The organism is Massilia oculi (assembly GCF_003143515.1).
Lineage (GTDB): Bacteria > Pseudomonadota > Gammaproteobacteria > Burkholderiales > Burkholderiaceae_D > Telluria > Telluria oculi.
In genome coordinates, this window is the sequence record NZ_CP029343.1 from 4036527 (window position 1) to 4053635 (window position 17109).

A 17109-nucleotide genomic window follows, 5' to 3' on the forward strand; every position below is an offset into this window, starting at 1 on the left:
ACCATGGCAGAATTCCCGAACCCATCGACCGTCAATGCCCGTCCGGCCGAGCTGAAGGTCGACCTGCGGCCGACCCTGTTCATCGGCGCCGGCGGCACCGGCATGGAAGTCATGATGCGCATCCGGCGCCGCATCCTGTCGGCGGTCTGGAACCGGCGCCATCCGACCCGGGTCGAATCGATCGCCGATTTCCCGGTGGCGCGCTTCCTGCACTTCGACCTCGACAGCAATGCCGTCATCGACGAGGGCAAGTCGCAGCGCACCGATCCCTGGTACGAGCTGGTGCGCCTCTCCGACGAGGAACGCCTGGTCGAGGCGCTCGACCTGCCGCAATACCATGAGTCCGACGACAGCCTGGCGCGCTTCCCGCTGATCGAGAGCTGGATGCCGCTGCGGCCCAAGAAGCTGCGCTCGCTCGGCATCGACCCATCGAACGGCGCGGGCCAGATCCGCGCGCTGGCGCGGCTCTACCTGTTCGACAAGTATCCGAAGCTGCGCGGCCGCATCAAGGGTGCGCTGAACTACCTGAGCAGCAACGCCGGCATCGAGCGCAAGGAGAATTACCAGCGCCTCGGGCTGCAGGTCGATACCTCGAAATTCAGGATCGTGGTCATCGCCTCCGCCGCCGGCGGCACCGGCGCCGGCAGCGTGCTCGACCTGGGCTGGCTGTCGAAGGCGATCGCGCGCCAGGAAGTGTCCGACAGCCAGGTCGACCTGGTGCTGCTGATGCCGTCCGGTTTCGCCAAGGCCAACAAGGAGCGCACCGAGGCCAATGCCTACGCCACCCTGATGGAACTCGAGACGGCGATGCGCGACATGAACGCCAATATCACGTGGCTGGACCCGGACAGCATCGCGGGCCGCGGCGCGCCCTACGACGACGTGTATTTCGTCGACACCGCCAACCTGGCCAATAAGGCGACGCTCGACGTCAAGGACGTCTACCAGATGGTGGCCGACACGCTGTTCGAAGACTTCGCCTCGGCCGATTTCGCCAACCGCAAGCGTTCGGTCGCGGTCAACCAGCAGCAGCACAAGCTGGGACCGTACAACCCGCGCGTGCCCGAGGCGCGCTTCGGCGACATGCGGCTGTCGTACTCGAAGGTGTATTCCAGCTTCGGCCAGTCGGTGCTCGACACCCAGCAAAGCCTGCATGAAGACATCCGCGCCTATGAGCTGGCGGCGCTGATGGTGAAGGCGTTCTTCGGACTGGCCGGCACCGATGGCGTAAGCGGGAAGAATGCGGGGAACAATGCGGGGAACAATGCGGGGAACAATGCGGCGCGGCGCGCCGGCGACGCCGAGCGCGACGCCTTCATGCGCGAGCAGATGGAGATGGCCGAGCGGCCGTTCGACGAGTTCCCCGACCTGCGCAAGGGGTCGGTGGACGTGACGCCATTCACCGAGTACGCGCTGACGACCGCGCTGCTGCAGGACCGCGACGGCCGCTCGCTGCTCGAGCGCGTGGAAAGCCGGGTCCAGCTCGAGATGGACCGCATCATGGCGTCCTACGACATCAAGCTGTGGCGCGAAAAAGTGTCCGAACTGCTGCCGCAGCTCGAACGCGACGCGATCCGCGAGGCCGGCGCCACCGCCGAGACCAGCGAGGATCGCATCAAGCGCCACACCGGCGAGCTGTCGAACCGCCTGAAGGGCAGGGTGCGCGAGCGCCTGTATGCCCTGCTCGACGACCGCCGCCAGGGCGGACTGGAATTCGTGCTGTCGCTGCTGGAGCAGGTCAAGTCGCGGCTGGCGCAGCGCGACCTGGCGCACGCCGAGCGCAATGGCCGGCGCTACCGCGACATCCGCGACGCGCTGCGCACGCGCCAGGTCGAGGAATCGCTGAACAACCTGGGCCAGGCTGCCGGCCGCCTGTTCGGCAAGGAACCGCAGGCGCGCGAAGTGATGGGCCACCTCAAGCGCGACCTGGCCGACTACCTGCGCTTCCACCTGCTCGCGGTGGCGGCCGGCCAGGCGATCGAGGTGATGCGTTCCCTGTCCGGCTGGCTGGGCGATCCTCAATCGACCGACGAACAGGGCCATGCGCAGTGGAGCGGCATCGCCGGCGAGTTCCAGGAAGGACGGCGCGCCGTCCAGGCGATGCTCGGGGCGGTGGACCAGCGCATCCTGCAGCTGCGCGCCGACGCGCGCCAGGAACATGCGACCACGATCAAGCTTGGCTACGATACGGCGCCGGCGCCGGCGCCGGTGCGCTTGAGCGGCGACACCAGCATCTGGAGCGAGGAAGTGCTGCTCGAATTCGGCGGTTCGGCGCGCCTGTTTCCGCAGCTGGGCGACGAACGCCTGCGCGCCGAGCTGCTGCTCAAGCTGTTCCGCCGAGCGCAGTTGCAGCTTTCCAGCCAGGATCTGGAGCAGCAGGAACCCGCCGATCCGCTGCTCGAACGTTTATCGAGCCTGTCGCCGCAGGAGCGTCAGCGCATTTTCGCCGAGTGGATCCGCAGCGCGATGCCGTGGGTGAATGCGCGCTTCTCGGCCGAGTTCACGCCGAACGCCGACCAGTTCAAGTGCTTCATCGGCGTGGGTGACCCGATCGCGTGGCGGCGCATGGAGGCCGAGATCCGCGCCGCCGTGCCGACCGGTTACTTCCATGGCGAGCTGGTCTCGATCGTCAACACCGGGGTGAGCGGCAGGGCGGTGTGCTATATCGAGCTGTCCGGCTATCCGATGACGGTGCTGCGCGGCCTGCCGACCTGGCGCGCCTCGTACCAGATCGAGAACCCGAAGATCCCGACTCACCTGCACTTCGACGCCACGCGTTTTCGCCATCCGATTTCGCCGTCGATGGACGAGCTGGGACGGCTGGCCGACGATTACGAATGGTATTTGCAGGCGATCGCGCTGGGCGTCATCCGGCGCAAGCCGGAGCTGGGCGACCGCGAGGCGGCTTTCCAGCCGCGCGGCCAGTACCTGTTCGAGGTCGAAGCCGGTTCTGGGGAATGGCTCCAGGTCGGCAACGAGTTCGCGGTCCGTTCCAATGGCCTGCCGCCTTATTATCGCGAGGGAATCATCGCGGCCGTCCAGGCGCGCCTGACGCATGTCGGCCCGCAGCGGCTGATGCTGCTGGCGGCGCTGATGCGCTACTACCAGCTGCGCGTATACGAACCGCGGCTCGAAGTCGACGAGACGGGCGCCCAGCTGCCATCGCCATCGCTGCCGAACATTACCGCGCGCCGCCTGTACGACGGCTGGTTCCGGCGCGCGCAGGCGCTGGACCCGGCCCTGGGGCAGGCGCGCATCGACGCCCTGCTGGGCCATGTCGAGCGCTGGACCGAGGCCGTTCCCGGCTCGAGCCAGGACGCCTACAGCTGGGAAGTCGAGCGCGCGGTCGACAAGCGCGTGATCCTGCCGGCGCTGCTGGCGGACGAGGAAGCGGCGGCGCAGGCGCTGGCGCAGCGTCCCGTCGCCCCCCCGCCGCTGCCAGCGACGTCGCCGCGTTTCAAACTCTTCTTCGGCGGCGCCCAACGCGGGCCGTTCACGGTCGACGAGATCGCGGAGCTGGCCACGCGCGGCGAGATCGACCACGCCACCCGCGCCTGGGACATGCGCTGGCATCCGAAGATCGGCAAGTGGAGTACGGTGGGGGAGCTGCCGGAACTGGCAATCGCGCTTGGCCGGACGCGGGATGAGGGAATACCCGATCCCGACGACGGCGTGCCGGATCCGGACTAGGAACAGGCATGGAGAAAGCCCAGTCCCTCCACCGCTGCGTGAACGTCGGCTGCGGACGCGCCTTTCCGCGCCGGGTCGATTTCTGTCCGTGGTGCGGCACGGCGCAGCGGCCCGTCGCCGCGCCGCTCGTTTCCCCGGCGCCGGAGTTGGCGAAACGGCCGGAGCCGGTCGTCGTCCCGCCGCCGGCGCCTGTTCCGGCGCCTGCGGCGCCAATTCAGCCACCGCCACCGCCACCGCCACCGCCGCCCAGGCCGCCAGTGCCGCCAGTGCCGCCAGTGCCGCCACCGATCCGCCCGAGCGCTGCGCCCCGGTCGACCGCGCCGGCACGCAAACCGATCCGCCTGCGCTGGTGGCTGATCGCCCTCGGTATCCTGTGGTTGGCCTGGATGCTGACCAAGCCGACCCAGGCGCGCATCGAACGTCGCATGAGCGCGGCGATCGCCCTGGCCAAGGAATGCAAGCCGAAACAGGCGCAGGACGAATTGATCGCGCTGCGCACGACGCGCGCCAGCGAAGAGCAGTTGCGCAAGGTGCAGGATGCGCTCAATGCCGCAGCCGCCGCCTGCACGCGCGAGGAGCGGCGCCGGCGCAGCCATCCGCTGGCTGATCCGAAGCGCGGCGGCTGACCAGGCGGGATGACGCGGTGTATCATGAAAAGCGTTGAGAAAACCGCAAGGAGTAAGGAATGAAAGCAACCATGACCGGGGCGCTGCTGGTGCCGGTGATGCTCATGGCGCTGGCCGGCTGCAGCCGCGACGAGGACGGCGCCGGCCCGGCGGAACGCATCGGCAAGGCGATGGACGAGGCCAGCGCCAGGGTGACCGATTCGGTGAAGGACGAACTGGCCAGGGTCGACGATGCGGTCGACGAGGCGCGCGACAAGGTCAGGGACGCGACCGAGGAAGCCAGCCGTGGCCTGGAGCGCGCGACCGGGGAAGTCGGCAAGTCGGTGGAACGCGCGGGCGAGAAGATCCAGGAAAAAGCCGATGAGATCAAGGAAGACGACTAAGTAAAGGTCATTTCCGCGGGCGTGCCGTGCGCGGGGTTGGATGAAATCGTCAGGGTCCAGCCGAAGCGCTCGCACACCCGGCGCGTCAGGAACAATCCCAGACCCTGGCCGCCACCCTGCTTGGCCGACTTTCGGAGCGCCTGCGTATGGTGCCGGGCCGCGGCCACCGTGTCGAAGCCTGCGCCGCTGTCCTGGATGCTCAGGCGCCCCTCAACCAGTTTGACGCGGATGGCGCCCTGGTAGCTGTTCTCGGCCGCGTTACGCATCAGATTGCCCACCACGATGCGCACGATCGCTTCCCGGCTGTTCACGGTCGGGGCGGGGCAAAGCTTCGACGATGAAGTGCGCGTCCTTGCCATCGAGTAGATGCCGGTGGTCGTCGATCAGCGTCAGCACCAGCGCATCGAGCCGGGTGGTTTCCAGCGGCGCCTTGCCATCCTCGCGCGACAGGAACAGCAGCGCCGCCATGATCCCGGTGAGGTTCTCGGCGGTCGATTCGATGCGCGCCAGCGGCGCGGTCGCGGCCGGCGGCAGTTCGTGCAGCTTGCGCGGCGCGTCGCCGTCGACCGCCTTGCGCCGCACCGGCGTCATCGCCAGCCATGCGCGGCATCATCCAGTCGAGCACGATGGCGTCGTAGCGATGCGGACCACCGCGGCGCGGCCCGGGTGAGGGCCAGGCTGACGCAGGATAGGGCGGCACGAAGGCGGAATATGGTTGACTCCAGGTGGTGAGCGAGCGCGCATCCTGGCGAGGCGAAGTCGCGAAGTCGCGAAGTCGTGAAGTCGCGAAGTCGTCGTCCATCATTTGCCCTGCATATCCCACGCATGAGGTATATTTCCGGTATTAAATTCTGCTACCACAAGTTGGAATCGCCTGGAAGCCATGCGCCGCATATCCTTGCCGTTAGACCTGTTCAAGAGCGTCGGCGCCCTGTGCCTGTTGTTGTCATCCGGCCTGCCGGCACGGGCACTGGACCGCGAGGTCGGCTTGGCCAATATCCATCACACCCGCTGGACCGCGCTCGATGGCGCGCCGGCACAGATCACGTCAATGGCACAGACGCGCGACGGTTGGCTTTGGCTTGGCACCTACGATGGCTTGTACCGCTTCGACGGCTTGCGTTTCACGCGCGTGGAGCTGCCTCAGCGCGGCATGCTGCCCCGCGACCGCATCTATGCTCTGGGAGCGGAGCGCGACGGCAGGCTGACGATCACCTACGCCGGCTTTGGCATGTCGATGCTGCATCCGGACGGCCGCCTGGAAGACCTCCCCGTCGCCGGGCAACCGCTCGGCCAGATCCTGTCCACGGCGGTCGATGTCGATGGCAGCATCTGGGCCGGCGCGGAAAACGGGGTGCACCGCTTCGACGGCCAGCGCTGGCAGCCGGTCCCGTTCGACGGCGTGCCGGAGGCGGGCGGCGTACACAATATGCTGCTCGACCAGTATGGGCAGATGTGGGTGTCGGACCGTGAAGGCGCCTGGCGCCTGGACCGTCAGCGTGGCCGTTTCATGCGCATCGCCATGCATGGCGGATTCTTCGCGATGTCGCCCGACGGCCGGCTGTGGCTGGCGAACGGGGGCCGGATGTCGCTGCTGCCGGGAGCGCCGGATGGCCGCGTTTTGCCGCCGCCGCAAGGGTTCAATCGCACCGAGGTGCGGCCCGCGGCCCTGTTCGACCGGGACGGCACGCTGTGGTCGCTCGGCGCCGGCCGTGAACTGCGCCTGCGCTATGGCGCCGGCGCGCTGCCGGATGCCGCCTTCGACGCTGGCTTGGGCGAGGGCGATGTCGTCGCTTCCCCGCCTTTGTCGGGCGACGATCCCGAGTACATCCTCGAAGACCTCGAGGGCAATGTCTGGATCGCGACGCAGCATGGCCTGGACCGCTTCCGCGAGCAGCGGGTGCATCGTTCGCCGCTATCGGGGGCGGGCTACTATTTCACCCTTGCGCGCGACGCCGATGGCGTGGTCTGGGCCGCCGACCGCAGCAACGGCTCCCTGTGGCGCATCGCGCCAGGCCGTGCGCCGCAAGTCGAGCGCGGGCGGCATGCGACGATGGTCGCCAACGATCACCGGGGCGCGCTGATGCTGGCCGGGACGCATGGCATCGAGGTGCGCTATCGCGGCGCGGTCGAACGGATACCGTTTCCGTCGGGGCCGGACGGTAAGCCGGCCGCGTTGCGCCTTGGCGGCATGGGGCACGACGGCAAGGTGTTGTGGATATTCTCGGTTCCGACCGGCCTGATGGGGTTGGTCGATGGCAAGTGGCTGCCGCGCAGCGCCTTTCCGCTGCCGCCCAGGATCAGCGTGTCGACGGCGGGCGCCAGACCGGGCCAGCAGTGGCTGGGCCTGGGCGACGGTAAACTGGTGTTCTACGACAACGGCGTCAGGCAGGTGTACGAAGCGTCCGCGGTCGGCATGGCGTCACGCATCTTCGCCGAAGGCGACGTCACGATCAGCGGCGCGCGCGGCATGGGTGTGCTCAAGGACGGCCGGGTCCAGCTCTTGCGCGCCCAGGATCCGGACGTGCTGCGCAACGTCACCGGCATGCACGTCACGCCCGACGGTGACCGCTGGCTCAACGGGGCCGGTGGCGCGGTGCACGTACGCGCCCAGGATTGGCGGCGCAGCATGGCCGACCCCGGCCTGCCGCTGCGCTACCGGCAGTTCGGCGTGCAGGACGGCTACACCGGCAAGGCGATGACCGAGATCCGCATGCCCACCGCGATGGCCGACGGAGGAGGGCGCATCTGGCTGGTGACGTCGGGCGGCGTGGTCAGCATCGACAACAAGCCTTCGTCGCGCAACGGACACGCGCCGCGGGTCGCGATCCTCGGCGCCGAGGCCGACGGCGTGGCCATTGCCGCTGCCGGAGCACTGTCCCTGCCGGCGGGATCGAACGACTTCGGCATCACGTTCACCGCGCTTGGCCTGCGCCGGCCGGACGGCCTGCGCTTCGAATATCGCCTGGACGGCGTCGACCGCGACTGGCAGGACGCCGGCAACCGGCGCGCCGCCTGGTACACCAACGTGGCGCCAGGCGCCTACCGCTTCCAGGTGCGCGCGCGCAACGAGGACGGCGTGGCCAGCCCCAACACCGCGGTCCTCGAGCTGGAGATCGCGCCGACCCTGTTCGAAAGCCGTCCGTTCCAGGTCGCGTGCGCGCTGGCGGCGCTGGCGCTGGGCTATTTGCTGTACCGCTATCGCGTGCGCCAATTGACGCGGCGCGTGGCCGAGCGACTGCGGATGCGCACCGCCGAGCGCGAACGCATTGCCCGCACCCTGCACGATTCGTTCCTGCAGACGGTCGAGGCGCTGGCCCTGCGCCTGGACACCGTGGTGCGCGCCATGCCGAATGAAGACCGGGCCCGCGCCCGGCTCGAACAGGTGCTGGACGAAGCCGACCAGGCCATCGCCGAGGGCCGCGACCGGCTGCAGGAACTGCGCATGGGCGACGACGTCACCCTGGACTGCGTGATCGACGACGCCCTGCGCAGGCTGCAGGAAGACCATCGCGGGGTGGCGGTTGGCTTCGAGGTCGACGGCAGCGCCATGTCGTTGGCGCCGGCGCTGGCCGAGGAAGTCGCCGAGATCGCGCGCGAGGCGATGCGTAATGCCTTCCGCCACGCCGGCGCCACGCGCATCGACGTGCGCCTGACGTATGGCCGGCGCCGGCTGGCGCTGGAGGTGGCCGACGACGGCGGCGGCATTGCGGAGGCGGTGCTGCGGGCCGGCAGGCGCGATGGGCACTGGGGCCTGGTCGGGATGCGCGAGCGGGCGGCCCAGATCGGCGGGCAGCTCACCCTCGATAGCAGAGCCGGCCGCGGCACGACGGTGCGCCTGACCGTGCCGCTTGCCGCCGGTCAGGCCTAGGTTAGGTCGCGGATCACCAGCCTGGCTTCCAGCCCGCCTTCGGGATGGTTCGCCAGATCCAGCGTGCCGTCCAGCGTGGCCGCCAGTTGGCGCGCGATCGCCAGGCCCAGCCCGGTGCCGCCGGTATCGCGATTGCGCGAGGCTTCCAGGCGGTAGAACGGTTCGAACACCTTTTCCAGCTCTTCGTCGGGAATGCCGGGGCCGAAATCGCGCACCAGGATCGCGAGCTTGCCGGCCGCAGCTTGTCCGACACTGACTTCGACCGCGCCCGCATACTTGAGGCCATTGTCGACCAGGTTGCCGAGGATGCGCCGGAGCGCGTGGGGACGGGTCGCCATGGAAGCGCCGGCCTTGCCGCGCAGGGTCACGGCGCGCCCCGCGTCCTGGTAGTCGCCGACCAGGCTGCACAGCAGGGCGTCGGCGTCGATACGGCACGGCGCTTCCAGGGTGCCGTGCAGGGTGCGCGCATAGGCCACGCCGTCCTTGACCAGCGCCTCCATCTCGCGCAGGTCGCGGTTCATCTTGTCGCGCTGGACCGCGTCGTCCAGCATGTCGGCGCGCATGCGCATGCGGGTGATCGGCGTCTGCAGGTCGTGCGAGATCGCGGCCAGGATCTGGGTGCGCTCGCTCATGTAGCCGGCGATGCGCGCCTGCATCGCATTGAAGGCGCGCGCCGCACGCGTGACTTCCTGGGGACCGGACTCGGGCAACGGCTCGGATTTCAGATCGGGCCCGAGACTGTCGGCGGCGTCGGCCAGCCGGGCCAGGGGACGGGTCGCCAGCCGCACGCCGGCCCAGGTGAAGGCCGCCAGCAGGATCAGCTGGCCGAGCAGCACGGCGGGCAGCCAGTTCGACACCGGCAGGCCGGCGGGCCGCATGTCGATCGTCAGCGGCGTGCCATCGCCCAGGATGACGGTCGCCTGCACCCGGTCCGGATGGCCCGGCACGGCCCGCGCGGTGACCTGGTACTGCTTGCCGATGGCATCCATGAAGGCCTCGGCGATGCGGCGCGCATGCGCGGTGTCGGGCAGATGGCCCAGGTCGCCGGGGCCAAGCGAGAAGCTGTAGGTGCGGCGCTCCAGGCGCGGCAGCCAGGCGGCGCGCTCGGCGCCTGGCAAGCGGTCGAGCAGGGCCACCGAGCTGGCGACGTCCTGCTCCAGGTAGCCGAGCATCAGCCCCACCGTGGCTTCGCGCCGCTCGCTCATGATCAGGACATAGGACAGCGCATGCGCGAGCGCCAGGCCGAGCGACAGGATCAGCACCAGGCGCACGAACAGGGTGCGCGGCCAGCGCGGGAGGGGAGCGCTCATGCCGGACCGTCCGCCACCTCGACCGCGCACGAGAACACATAGCCTTCGCTGCGCAGGGTCTTGAGGTAGCGCGGCTCGCGCGCATCGTCCCGCAGGCGCTGGCGCAGGCGGCTCACCAGCAGGTCGATCGAGCGGTCGAACAGGTCGGCGTCGCGGCCCTGGGTCAGGTTCAGCAACTGGTCGCGCGACAGCACGCGCTGCGGATGCTCGAGGAAGACCCGCAGCAGGCGGTATTCGGCGCCGCTCAGGGCCACCATCGTGCCCTGAGCATCCAGCAGGTGACGGCCGACGGTGTCGAGGCGCCAGTCGCCGAACGCCAGGAACCGGCCCGGTTCCTTGACCTCGAAGTTCGGCGGCAGCATGCGCGCGCGGCGCAGCACCGAGCGGATGCGGGCGAACAGCTCGCGCACCGCGAACGGCTTGGTCAGGTAATCGTCGGCGCCCATCTCGAGCCCCACCACGCGGTCGGTCTCTTCGTCGCGCGCAGTCAGCATCAGGATCGGCAACGCGCGCCATTTGCCGGCGCGCAGGTCGCGGCATAGCGTCAGGCCGTCCTCGCCCGGCAGCATCAGGTCGAGGATCACCAGGTCGAACTGGTGCTGTTCCATCAGCGCGCGCATCTGGCGGCCGTTGGCGGCGGTGGAAGCGCGCATGCCCTGTTTTTCCAGATAGCTGGCGAGCAGTTCGCGGATCTCGAGGTCGTCGTCGACGATCAGGATATGGTCGGTATGTTCCATGGTCGGCACCGGATAGAAGGTCTGTTCGACAGTAGCAGTGCCGTCTTTATATCGCAAATGCCGCCTGCTTTTGTATGCCAATGTATCTGGCCCCGGACCGGGTACAGTACATTGCAAGAACGCCCATTCCCGACACATCCGGGATACGCCACGGCGGTCCAATACGGTCATTCCAACAGGAGGACCGTACCATGACCGCTCTCATCGACGCACCGCTCGCCCTGCTCGGCGGCGTGCTGACCATCGCCTCGCCCTGCGTGCTCCCCATCCTGCCCATCGTCCTGGGCGGCACCCTGCAAGACCGGACCGAAGGACAGCGCAACACGCGCCCGCTGTTCATCGTGGCCGGCTTCGTCATTTCCTTCGCCGCGCTCGGCATGCTGCTGGCCAGCGCCTCGCAGCACGTCGTGCTGGCCCATGAAACCCTGCGCTACGTGGGCCTGGCCATCCTGGCCATGCTGGGCGTGGCGATGCTGTGGAAGGCGCCGTATGTCGGGCTAATGAGGTGGTTGATGAACCACCTGAGCGCCCTGGTGAGCCGCGCCATGCCCGCCGGCGGCGCCGAGCGCGCCGGCAACCTCGGAGGACTGCTGCTGGGGATGTCGCTGGGCGCCGTCTGGACGCCCTGCGCCGGCCCGGTGCTGGCCTCCATCCTGGTGCTGGTGGCCCAGGCCCAGGATCTCGGCCGCTCGGCCGGCTTGCTGCTGCTGTACGCCATCGGCGCCGGCATCCCGATGCTCGTCATCGCCTACGGCGGCCAGTTCGTCCGCACCCGGATCCGCGCCGTGGCGCGCCACGCCGACCGCCTGCAGCAACTGTTCGGCGCGCTGATCCTGGCCACCGCCGCCGCCATCCATTTCCAGTACGACGTCCTGCTGTACGCCCACCTCGCCAACTTCATCTCGCTCTGAAAGGAACCATCATGAAATGCCTGCTCACCATGCTGCTCGCCGGCGCCACCTTCTTCAACGCCGCCTCGTCCCATGGCGCGCCGATCGCCAGGGGCCAGACCGCCCCCGAATTCACGGGCATCGACAAGTGGCTGGGTTCGCAGCCCCTTACCATGCAGGGCTAGCGCGGCAAGGTCGTGCTGGTCGACTTCTGGACCTACACCTGCATCAACTGCATCCGCACGCTGCCGCATGTGAAGCGCTGGCACGAGAAGTACAAGGACCAGGGCCTGGTCGTGGTCGGGGTGCATACCCCCGAGTACCCGTTCGAACGCTCGACCGCGAACGTGCAGTCCGCGATCAAGCGCTTCGGCATCCCGTATGCGGTGGCCCAGGACAACCGCTACGCCACCTGGGAAGCCTATTCGAACCGGTATTGGCCGGCCGTCTACCTGATCGACAAGCGCGGACGCATCGTCTACACGCACTTCGGCGAAGGGGCCTACCGGGAGACCGAAGCCAGGATCCAGGCCCTGCTGGCCGAAGCCGCGTAGCAGTTTTTGTATCCCGGTGTATCCAGCCTCGGGCGGTACACACGCCATTGCGTAAGGAGTCATTCCAGACACAGTGGAGAGACGTGACGGCCTTTTAATGGCGTCATGCATTCACAACCCAGGCAGTCCAACCCGCGAAGGAGAATCACCATGAACACCAGCACCGCACAACACAGGATCGCACTCGTCTCCGTCGGCTCGCGCGGCGCCGGCGCCGGCGTCGCCCTGACCGGTGAGCGCGGCATCACCATCGGCAACATCCAGCCCGGCCCGATCGCGACCGACATGACGGCCGACATGCTCGAGACGATCACGCCCCTGATCCCGGTGAAGCGCGTCGGCCGGCCGGCCGAGATCGGGGCGCTGGTGGCCTGCCTGACCGGCCCGGATTCGGGCCATATGACGGGCGCCAGCCGGACCATCGGCGGCATGTCGCTGTAATCCCAGGAGAACGTCATGAACGACAATACCAACCTGAAACGCAGGGACTTCCTGGGCACCGCGGCGCTGGGCATCGCCGCCTTTCAAGCCAGCCTGATGGGCGCCGCGCAGGCGGCGCCTGCCGGCGCCAGGCCAGGCGCCGGCAGCGGGATTTCCCCTGCCAGCAACACCTTCACCGACATCCGCCAGATCCGCGCCGGCGTGCTCGACGTCGGGTATGTCGATGCCGGACCGCCTACCGGCACGCCGATCGTGCTGTTCCACGGCTGGCCCTACGACATCCACGCCTTCATCGATGTAGTGCCGATCCTGACCGCGGCCGGCTATCGCGTGATCGTGCCGCACCTGCGCGGCTACGGCAGCACGCGCTTCGTGTCGCCGGACACGCTGCGTAATGGCCAGCAGGCCAGCTTCACGGCCGACGCCGTCGCCTTCCTCGACGCACTCAAGATCGAGCACGCCATCGTCGCCGGCTTCGACTGGGGTGCCCGCATCGCCACCACCCTGGCCGCACTGTGGCCGCAGCGTTTCAATGCGCTGGTCTCGGTCAGCGGTTACCTGATCGGCAGCCAGGAAGGCAATATCGTGCCGCTGGCGCCGAAGGCCGAGCTGCAATGGTGGTACCAGTATTACTTTGCCACCCCGCGCGGCGAACGCGGTTATCGCGAAAACACGCATGCCTTCGCGCGCCTGATCTGGGAACTGGCGTCGCCCGAGTGGAAGTTCGACGACGCGACCTTCGCCCGCTCCGCCAGATCGCTCGACAACCCGGACCACGTCGCCATCTCGATCAGCAACTACCGCTGGCGCCTGGGCCTGGCGCCGAGCGAGCCGCAATACGAAGACATTGAGCGGCGCCTGGCGACGTTCCCCGACGTCGCGGTGCCGACCATCACGATGGAGGGCGAGGCCAACGGGGCGCCGCATCCCGATCCGAAGAACTACGCCAGGAAGTTCCTGAAGAAGTACGAACACCGCCACATCGCCAATGGTGTCGGCCATAACCTGCCGCAGGAAGCGCCTCGGGACTTTGCACAGGCCGTCCTCGACGTCGCCAAATGGAGGTGAGAAGATCGACCACGGGCGCCAATGCACGCGTGCTCTGCACCGTCCTCGGGCTGCTGGCCTCCCTGTCGCTGCCGGCATTCGCCCAGGGCGATGTCGGCGGCGCCCGCCCGATCGCGGTGGTGGCGATCGCGAACGGGGCGGCGCGCAGGCTGATCGCCGATCGAAAGCCGCCCGGACCGCTGGCGAAAGGCCAGGTCTTCACCGGCTACCGCACCGCGAACACGCCCGATCCCACGCACATGGTGATCGCCAGCCGGACGGTGGCATCCGTCGTCCCAGCGGGGGCTGGGGGATTGGCACGGGCATCGAACGGCGTCATCGACGCCAAGTTGTATCCAGAAGTAACCCAATGCATACGTGGCTTCTGCCCGGTTCATGCGGCAAACGGCACGCATCCGCATGACAAGTCGCAGCAGCAGCAGGCCTGCCGGCGAAGCGGACTGAAACTCGTTACAACCGCTTACGCATCCGCGGTTCATGTCGAGTTGGCATTGATGCTACCTTTCCGATACGCAATTCAATGACGAATTGCGAACCAGACCAGAGGACATCATGAACAAACTGATCATTACGCTCGCGGCCAGCCTGGCCGCCATTGGTTCCGCACAGGCCCAGACCAGCGTCGCCGACGTCAGCCCGGCGTCGCGCGCCTATATCGGCGCAGCAGTGTCCGGCGTCAAGAACCAGTCCAGCGATGACTGGCAGGCCGGCGGCAAGCTGTTCGGCGGCTACAACATCGACCAGAACTGGGCGCTGGAAGCCGGCCACTCGCGCTTCGGCAATGAGGACATCAACGCGTTCTCAGGGTCGGGATTCACGACGGCAGAGGTGAAGAGCTCGCGCACCTATATTGCGGCGAAATACACGATGCCCGTGAACGCCGAGCTCTCGGCCTATGGCAAGCTGGGCGCCTCCTATAACGAAACCAAGTTCTCGCTCATGGGCGACAGCTACACGGATCGCGACACCGGCGCCTACGCGGCGCTGGGCGTGCAGTATGCCCTGGCCCCGAACGTGTCGCTGTTCGGCGAATACGAGCGCTATGGCAGGAAGAAGGAAGCGGGCGCCAAGGCCGACGTCGTGTCGGTGGGCCTGCAGTACGGTTTCTAAGGCGTACGTCCAGCGCGCTGCGAACGCTCAGCCGTTCACGGCGCGCGGCAGGTCGCGCTCTCCCATCACGACCGACAGATCGACCTGCCCCGCACGCCACGCATGCTCCAGGTTCTGCTCGATCGCATCGATGCTGGTCAGCCTGTCGTCGGCGAAGCCGCGCACGCCATACGCCCGGTTGCGTCCGTGCGACTTGGCCAGGTACAGCGCCATGTCCACCAGGTTCACCACCCGTTCCCATGCCAGCTCCTGCTTGCCCACCGCGAGCGGGAAGGGCGCATGGCCGATCGACACGTTCACGCTCAGGGCCATGCCGCCATGGTCGACGACGGTCGCGCCGATGCCGGCCAGGATGCGTTCGGCCACCTCGTCCAGTCCTGATTTACCGGCCGGCGCCGTCGGCAGGTAGGCCAGGAATTCCTCGCCGCCCCAGCGCACGATCATGTCGGTCTCGCGCAGGATCTCGCACAGGCGCGCCGCGATCGTGGTCAGCACCGCGTCGCCCGCCGCGTGACCATAGGTGTCGTTGATGTTCTTGAAGTGGTCGACGTCGAGCAGGAACAAGGCGCCACCCGGCGCATCGTCCGGTGCGCGCGCCGCCGGCGGCGTGCGCATGTATTCCAAAAAGTGACGACGGTTGTACAGCCCCGTCAGCGGATCGCGCACGCTCTGCTGCTTGAGTTCGCGGTTCTTTTCATGCAGCTGGGCGTTCGCTTGGCGCACCTTGCGGTACAACAGACCCACCACGGTCGCCGCCAGCGCGAACACCGCGACCAGCAGCCACCACACGCGCTGCTGCAGGCGTCGGTTGTCGATCTCGGTCGACTTGATCAGGTTTTCGCTGCGCAGCAGCTCGATCTGGCGCTGCTTCTTGTCGCCCTCGTACTTTTCCTGCAGGTCGAGCATCGCCTGCTGGCGGCGCCGCTCGAACAGCTCGTTCGAGATCTTGCGTTCGCGGTGATAGGCTTGCAGCGCGCCGGGCAGGTCGCCGACGCGCTCCAGCGCGAGGCCGTATTCGACCAGGGCGTTCTGCAGTTCCGGCTTGTCGCCGATTTCCTCGTAGCCGGCCATGCCCAGCTCGATCTGGCGCTTGCCGTCGGCCAGGCGGCCGGTGCCCAGATAGGCCTGGCCCAGGTTCAGGTGAGCGGTCGCATCGAGTTTGCGGTCGTTCAGCGGACGCGTCGCCGCCACCGCCTGTTCGGCGTAGCTCGCCGCGTGCTTGAAGTCGCCGGTCTTGAGATAGAAGTCGGACAGGTTGATCAGCGACACCGCGACCCGCTTGGTGGCGCCAATCGAGCGTTCCAGCGCCAGTCCTTCCTGCAACGCGCGCAGCGCGCGTTCGCGCTGGCCGGTATCGATCGCCAGCCAGTACTCGGCGTTCCGGATGGTCGCCATGCGGCCCGGCGAATTCGCCTTGCGGGCGGCGGCGAGCGCCTCGTCCAGCAGGCCAAAGCCCTTTTCGGGTTCGCGCATCTGGGAGTAGAGGCGCACCAGCGAATTGAGCGCCATGACCACGTGCACCGGCTCGCCATGCCTGCGCGCCAGTGCGGCCGCCGACTGCAGGCGCTCGAGGGCGCGTGGCAGATTGCCTTCCTCGGCATGCGATTCGCCCGACGAAATCGCCGCCCGTACGCGCAGGTCGATGTCGTTGGTGGTGTTGGCCAGCTTTTCCGCTTCCCAGACCAGGCGGTGCGCTTCGCTCGGACGATGTTGGGCAAAGGCCGAATACCCTTGCATCAGAAGGCCCTTGGCGAGCGCGCCGGCATGATCGTATTCGCGGCCCAGGGCGATCAGCTCGTTGGCGAGCGTGAACGACTGCCCATGGTGGCCGAGGCCGTGGCGCGCCATGGCAAGCTGGTTCAGGAACTCGATGCGTTGCGTGAGCGGTGCGTTGCGGGCTTCCTGCTCGAGCGCTTCCAGCTTCGGCAGCGCGCGCTCGGGCACGAAGCGATTGAGTTCGCGGATATCCGCGATGCGCTGGTCCAGCGGCAGGCCGTCACTGGCAAAGGCCAGCGGCGACGCCGCGCACAATGCCAGGGCCAGCGCGAGGGAGCGGGAAGGCGCGAATGCGCAATGCAGGACAGCGAACATGCCGTTTCTCGTCGCGCCGGGCGGTCCGGCGGAAGTTGTTTGGACCATTATATGGCTGTTGCAAAGCAGAAATTTCACTTTCTCTTCAAATGTCACAAAAAAGACACAGGCGAATCGAGGACATTGGCGCGGCGGCAGGGTGAGCGGTCCGGTAAGCCCGGTGATCCAGGCAAACAGGAGTGAACCACTTGTCGAGTAAAAAAACTGAATGTGGCCGATCTGGTGTAACCAACAGCCAAAATCGCGCACCAGAATGTTGTGCGCGGCGGTGCGACCGCCATCCGCGCCGGCTTTGCTCTGGCTGGGGTCGCGTTCGGCGTCGTGCCGTTGCTGCTCGG

Annotated in this window: 14 protein-coding genes and 1 pseudogene; 10 read left to right on the forward strand and 5 right to left on the reverse strand. The window is 67.8% G+C overall.

Features of this window, described 5'->3' with window-relative positions; translation table 11 throughout:
- The first annotated feature begins 3 nt into the window (after positions 1 to 3).
- Genes DIR46_RS18290 through DIR46_RS18300 form a run of 3 tightly spaced genes read left to right on the forward strand, consistent with a single transcriptional unit; the run spans position 4 to position 4699 of the window.
- Positions 4 to 3690 (forward strand): tubulin-like doman-containing protein, encoded by a 3687-nt coding sequence (locus DIR46_RS18290; protein ID WP_109346513.1) that lies wholly within the window; start codon positions 4 to 6, stop codon positions 3688 to 3690.
- 8 nt (positions 3691 to 3698) lie between these two features.
- Positions 3699 to 4316 carry a hypothetical protein gene (locus DIR46_RS26975; protein WP_205289000.1) on the forward strand — a complete coding sequence of 206 codons (618 nt, stop codon included), beginning with the start codon at positions 3699 to 3701 and terminating at the stop codon, positions 4314 to 4316.
- Between the two features lie 59 nt (positions 4317 to 4375).
- Positions 4376 to 4699 (forward strand): hypothetical protein, encoded by a 324-nt coding sequence (locus DIR46_RS18300; RefSeq protein WP_109346514.1) that lies wholly within the window; start codon positions 4376 to 4378, stop codon positions 4697 to 4699.
- On the opposite strand, the gene DIR46_RS26720 is transcribed toward DIR46_RS18300, so the two are convergent.
- Together DIR46_RS26720 and DIR46_RS26725 are read right to left on the reverse strand one after the other, a co-directional pair.
- Positions 4696 to 4989 carry an ATP-binding protein gene (locus tag DIR46_RS26720; protein WP_205289001.1) on the reverse strand — a complete coding sequence of 98 codons (294 nt, stop codon included), beginning with the start codon at positions 4987 to 4989 and terminating at the stop codon, positions 4696 to 4698. The genes DIR46_RS18300 and DIR46_RS26720 overlap by 4 nt on opposite strands.
- Positions 4958 to 5290 (reverse strand): hypothetical protein, encoded by a 333-nt coding sequence (locus DIR46_RS26725; RefSeq protein WP_162819567.1) that lies wholly within the window; start codon positions 5288 to 5290, stop codon positions 4958 to 4960. The genes DIR46_RS26720 and DIR46_RS26725 overlap by 32 nt, the downstream gene beginning before the upstream one ends.
- 292 nt (positions 5291 to 5582) lie before the next feature.
- Between DIR46_RS26725 and DIR46_RS18310 the strand changes: the two genes are divergently transcribed.
- Positions 5583 to 8570 (forward strand): sensor histidine kinase, encoded by a 2988-nt coding sequence (locus DIR46_RS18310; RefSeq protein WP_109346515.1) that lies wholly within the window; start codon positions 5583 to 5585, stop codon positions 8568 to 8570.
- Here DIR46_RS18310 and DIR46_RS18315 read toward each other — a convergent pair.
- Positions 8567 to 9880: an ATP-binding protein gene (locus DIR46_RS18315; RefSeq protein ID WP_109346516.1), complete on the reverse strand. Its 1314-nt coding sequence runs from the start codon at positions 9878 to 9880 to the stop codon at positions 8567 to 8569. The two genes, DIR46_RS18310 and DIR46_RS18315, sit on opposite strands and share 4 nt — an antisense overlap.
- Positions 9877 to 10617, reverse strand: a complete 741-nt coding sequence (locus tag DIR46_RS18320; protein ID WP_109348065.1) for a response regulator — start codon at positions 10615 to 10617, stop codon at positions 9877 to 9879. Before DIR46_RS18320 ends, DIR46_RS18315 begins: the two co-directional genes overlap by 4 nt.
- Before the next feature lie 191 nt (positions 10618 to 10808).
- Here DIR46_RS18320 and DIR46_RS18325 point away from each other — a divergent pair, with 191 nt between their 5' ends.
- From DIR46_RS18325 to DIR46_RS18350, 6 genes and pseudogenes are all read left to right on the forward strand, one after another.
- Positions 10809 to 11528, forward strand: a complete 720-nt coding sequence (locus DIR46_RS18325; protein WP_109346517.1) for a cytochrome c biogenesis CcdA family protein — start codon at positions 10809 to 10811, stop codon at positions 11526 to 11528.
- Positions 11529 to 11539: 11 nt separating this feature from the next.
- A pseudogene (locus tag DIR46_RS18330) lies at positions 11540 to 12061 on the forward strand (thioredoxin family protein).
- Between the two features lie 150 nt (positions 12062 to 12211).
- Positions 12212 to 12502: an SDR family oxidoreductase gene (locus DIR46_RS18335; RefSeq protein ID WP_229446301.1), complete on the forward strand. Its 291-nt coding sequence runs from the start codon at positions 12212 to 12214 to the stop codon at positions 12500 to 12502.
- Between the two features lie 15 nt (positions 12503 to 12517).
- The gene (locus DIR46_RS18340; protein WP_109346519.1) at positions 12518 to 13570 is read left to right on the forward strand and encodes an alpha/beta fold hydrolase; all 1053 of its coding nucleotides are present in this window, start codon (positions 12518 to 12520) and stop codon (positions 13568 to 13570) included.
- Positions 13567 to 14094: a DUF6130 family protein gene (locus DIR46_RS18345; RefSeq protein WP_162819568.1), complete on the forward strand. Its 528-nt coding sequence runs from the start codon at positions 13567 to 13569 to the stop codon at positions 14092 to 14094. The genes DIR46_RS18340 and DIR46_RS18345 overlap by 4 nt, the downstream gene beginning before the upstream one ends.
- Before the next feature lie 28 nt (positions 14095 to 14122).
- Positions 14123 to 14680 carry a porin family protein gene (locus tag DIR46_RS18350; protein ID WP_109346521.1) on the forward strand — a complete coding sequence of 186 codons (558 nt, stop codon included), beginning with the start codon at positions 14123 to 14125 and terminating at the stop codon, positions 14678 to 14680.
- Positions 14681 to 14707: 27 nt separating this feature from the next.
- Here DIR46_RS18350 and DIR46_RS18355 read toward each other — a convergent pair whose 3' ends face one another.
- Positions 14708 to 16771, reverse strand: coding sequence for a diguanylate cyclase (locus DIR46_RS18355; protein WP_109346522.1), 2064 nt, complete (start codon positions 16769 to 16771; stop codon positions 14708 to 14710).
- Between the last annotated feature and the right edge of the window lie 338 nt (positions 16772 to 17109).

What these genes read in the sequence shown, in the direction of transcription:
- DIR46_RS18290 (WP_109346513.1), top strand. Translation starts at nt 4, where the DNA reads ATGGCAGAATTCCCGAACCCATCGACCGTCAATGCCCGTCCGGCCGAG.
- DIR46_RS26975 (WP_205289000.1), top strand. Translation starts at nt 3,699, where the DNA reads ATGGAGAAAGCCCAGTCCCTCCACCGCTGCGTGAACGTCGGCTGCGGA.
- DIR46_RS18300 (WP_109346514.1), top strand. Translation starts at nt 4,376, where the DNA reads ATGAAAGCAACCATGACCGGGGCGCTGCTGGTGCCGGTGATGCTCATG.
- DIR46_RS26725 (WP_162819567.1), bottom strand. Translation starts at nt 5,290, where the DNA reads ATGACGCCGGTGCGGCGCAAGGCGGTCGACGGCGACGCGCCGCGCAAG.
- DIR46_RS18310 (WP_109346515.1), top strand. Translation starts at nt 5,583, where the DNA reads ATGCGCCGCATATCCTTGCCGTTAGACCTGTTCAAGAGCGTCGGCGCC.
- DIR46_RS18315 (WP_109346516.1), bottom strand. Translation starts at nt 9,880, where the DNA reads ATGAGCGCTCCCCTCCCGCGCTGGCCGCGCACCCTGTTCGTGCGCCTG.
- DIR46_RS18320 (WP_109348065.1), bottom strand. Translation starts at nt 10,617, where the DNA reads ATGGAACATACCGACCATATCCTGATCGTCGACGACGACCTCGAGATC.
- DIR46_RS18325 (WP_109346517.1), top strand. Translation starts at nt 10,809, where the DNA reads ATGACCGCTCTCATCGACGCACCGCTCGCCCTGCTCGGCGGCGTGCTG.
- DIR46_RS18335 (WP_229446301.1), top strand. Translation starts at nt 12,212, where the DNA reads ATGAACACCAGCACCGCACAACACAGGATCGCACTCGTCTCCGTCGGC.
- DIR46_RS18340 (WP_109346519.1), top strand. Translation starts at nt 12,518, where the DNA reads ATGAACGACAATACCAACCTGAAACGCAGGGACTTCCTGGGCACCGCG.
- DIR46_RS18350 (WP_109346521.1), top strand. Translation starts at nt 14,123, where the DNA reads ATGAACAAACTGATCATTACGCTCGCGGCCAGCCTGGCCGCCATTGGT.
- DIR46_RS18355 (WP_109346522.1), bottom strand. Translation starts at nt 16,771, where the DNA reads ATGTTCGCTGTCCTGCATTGCGCATTCGCGCCTTCCCGCTCCCTCGCG.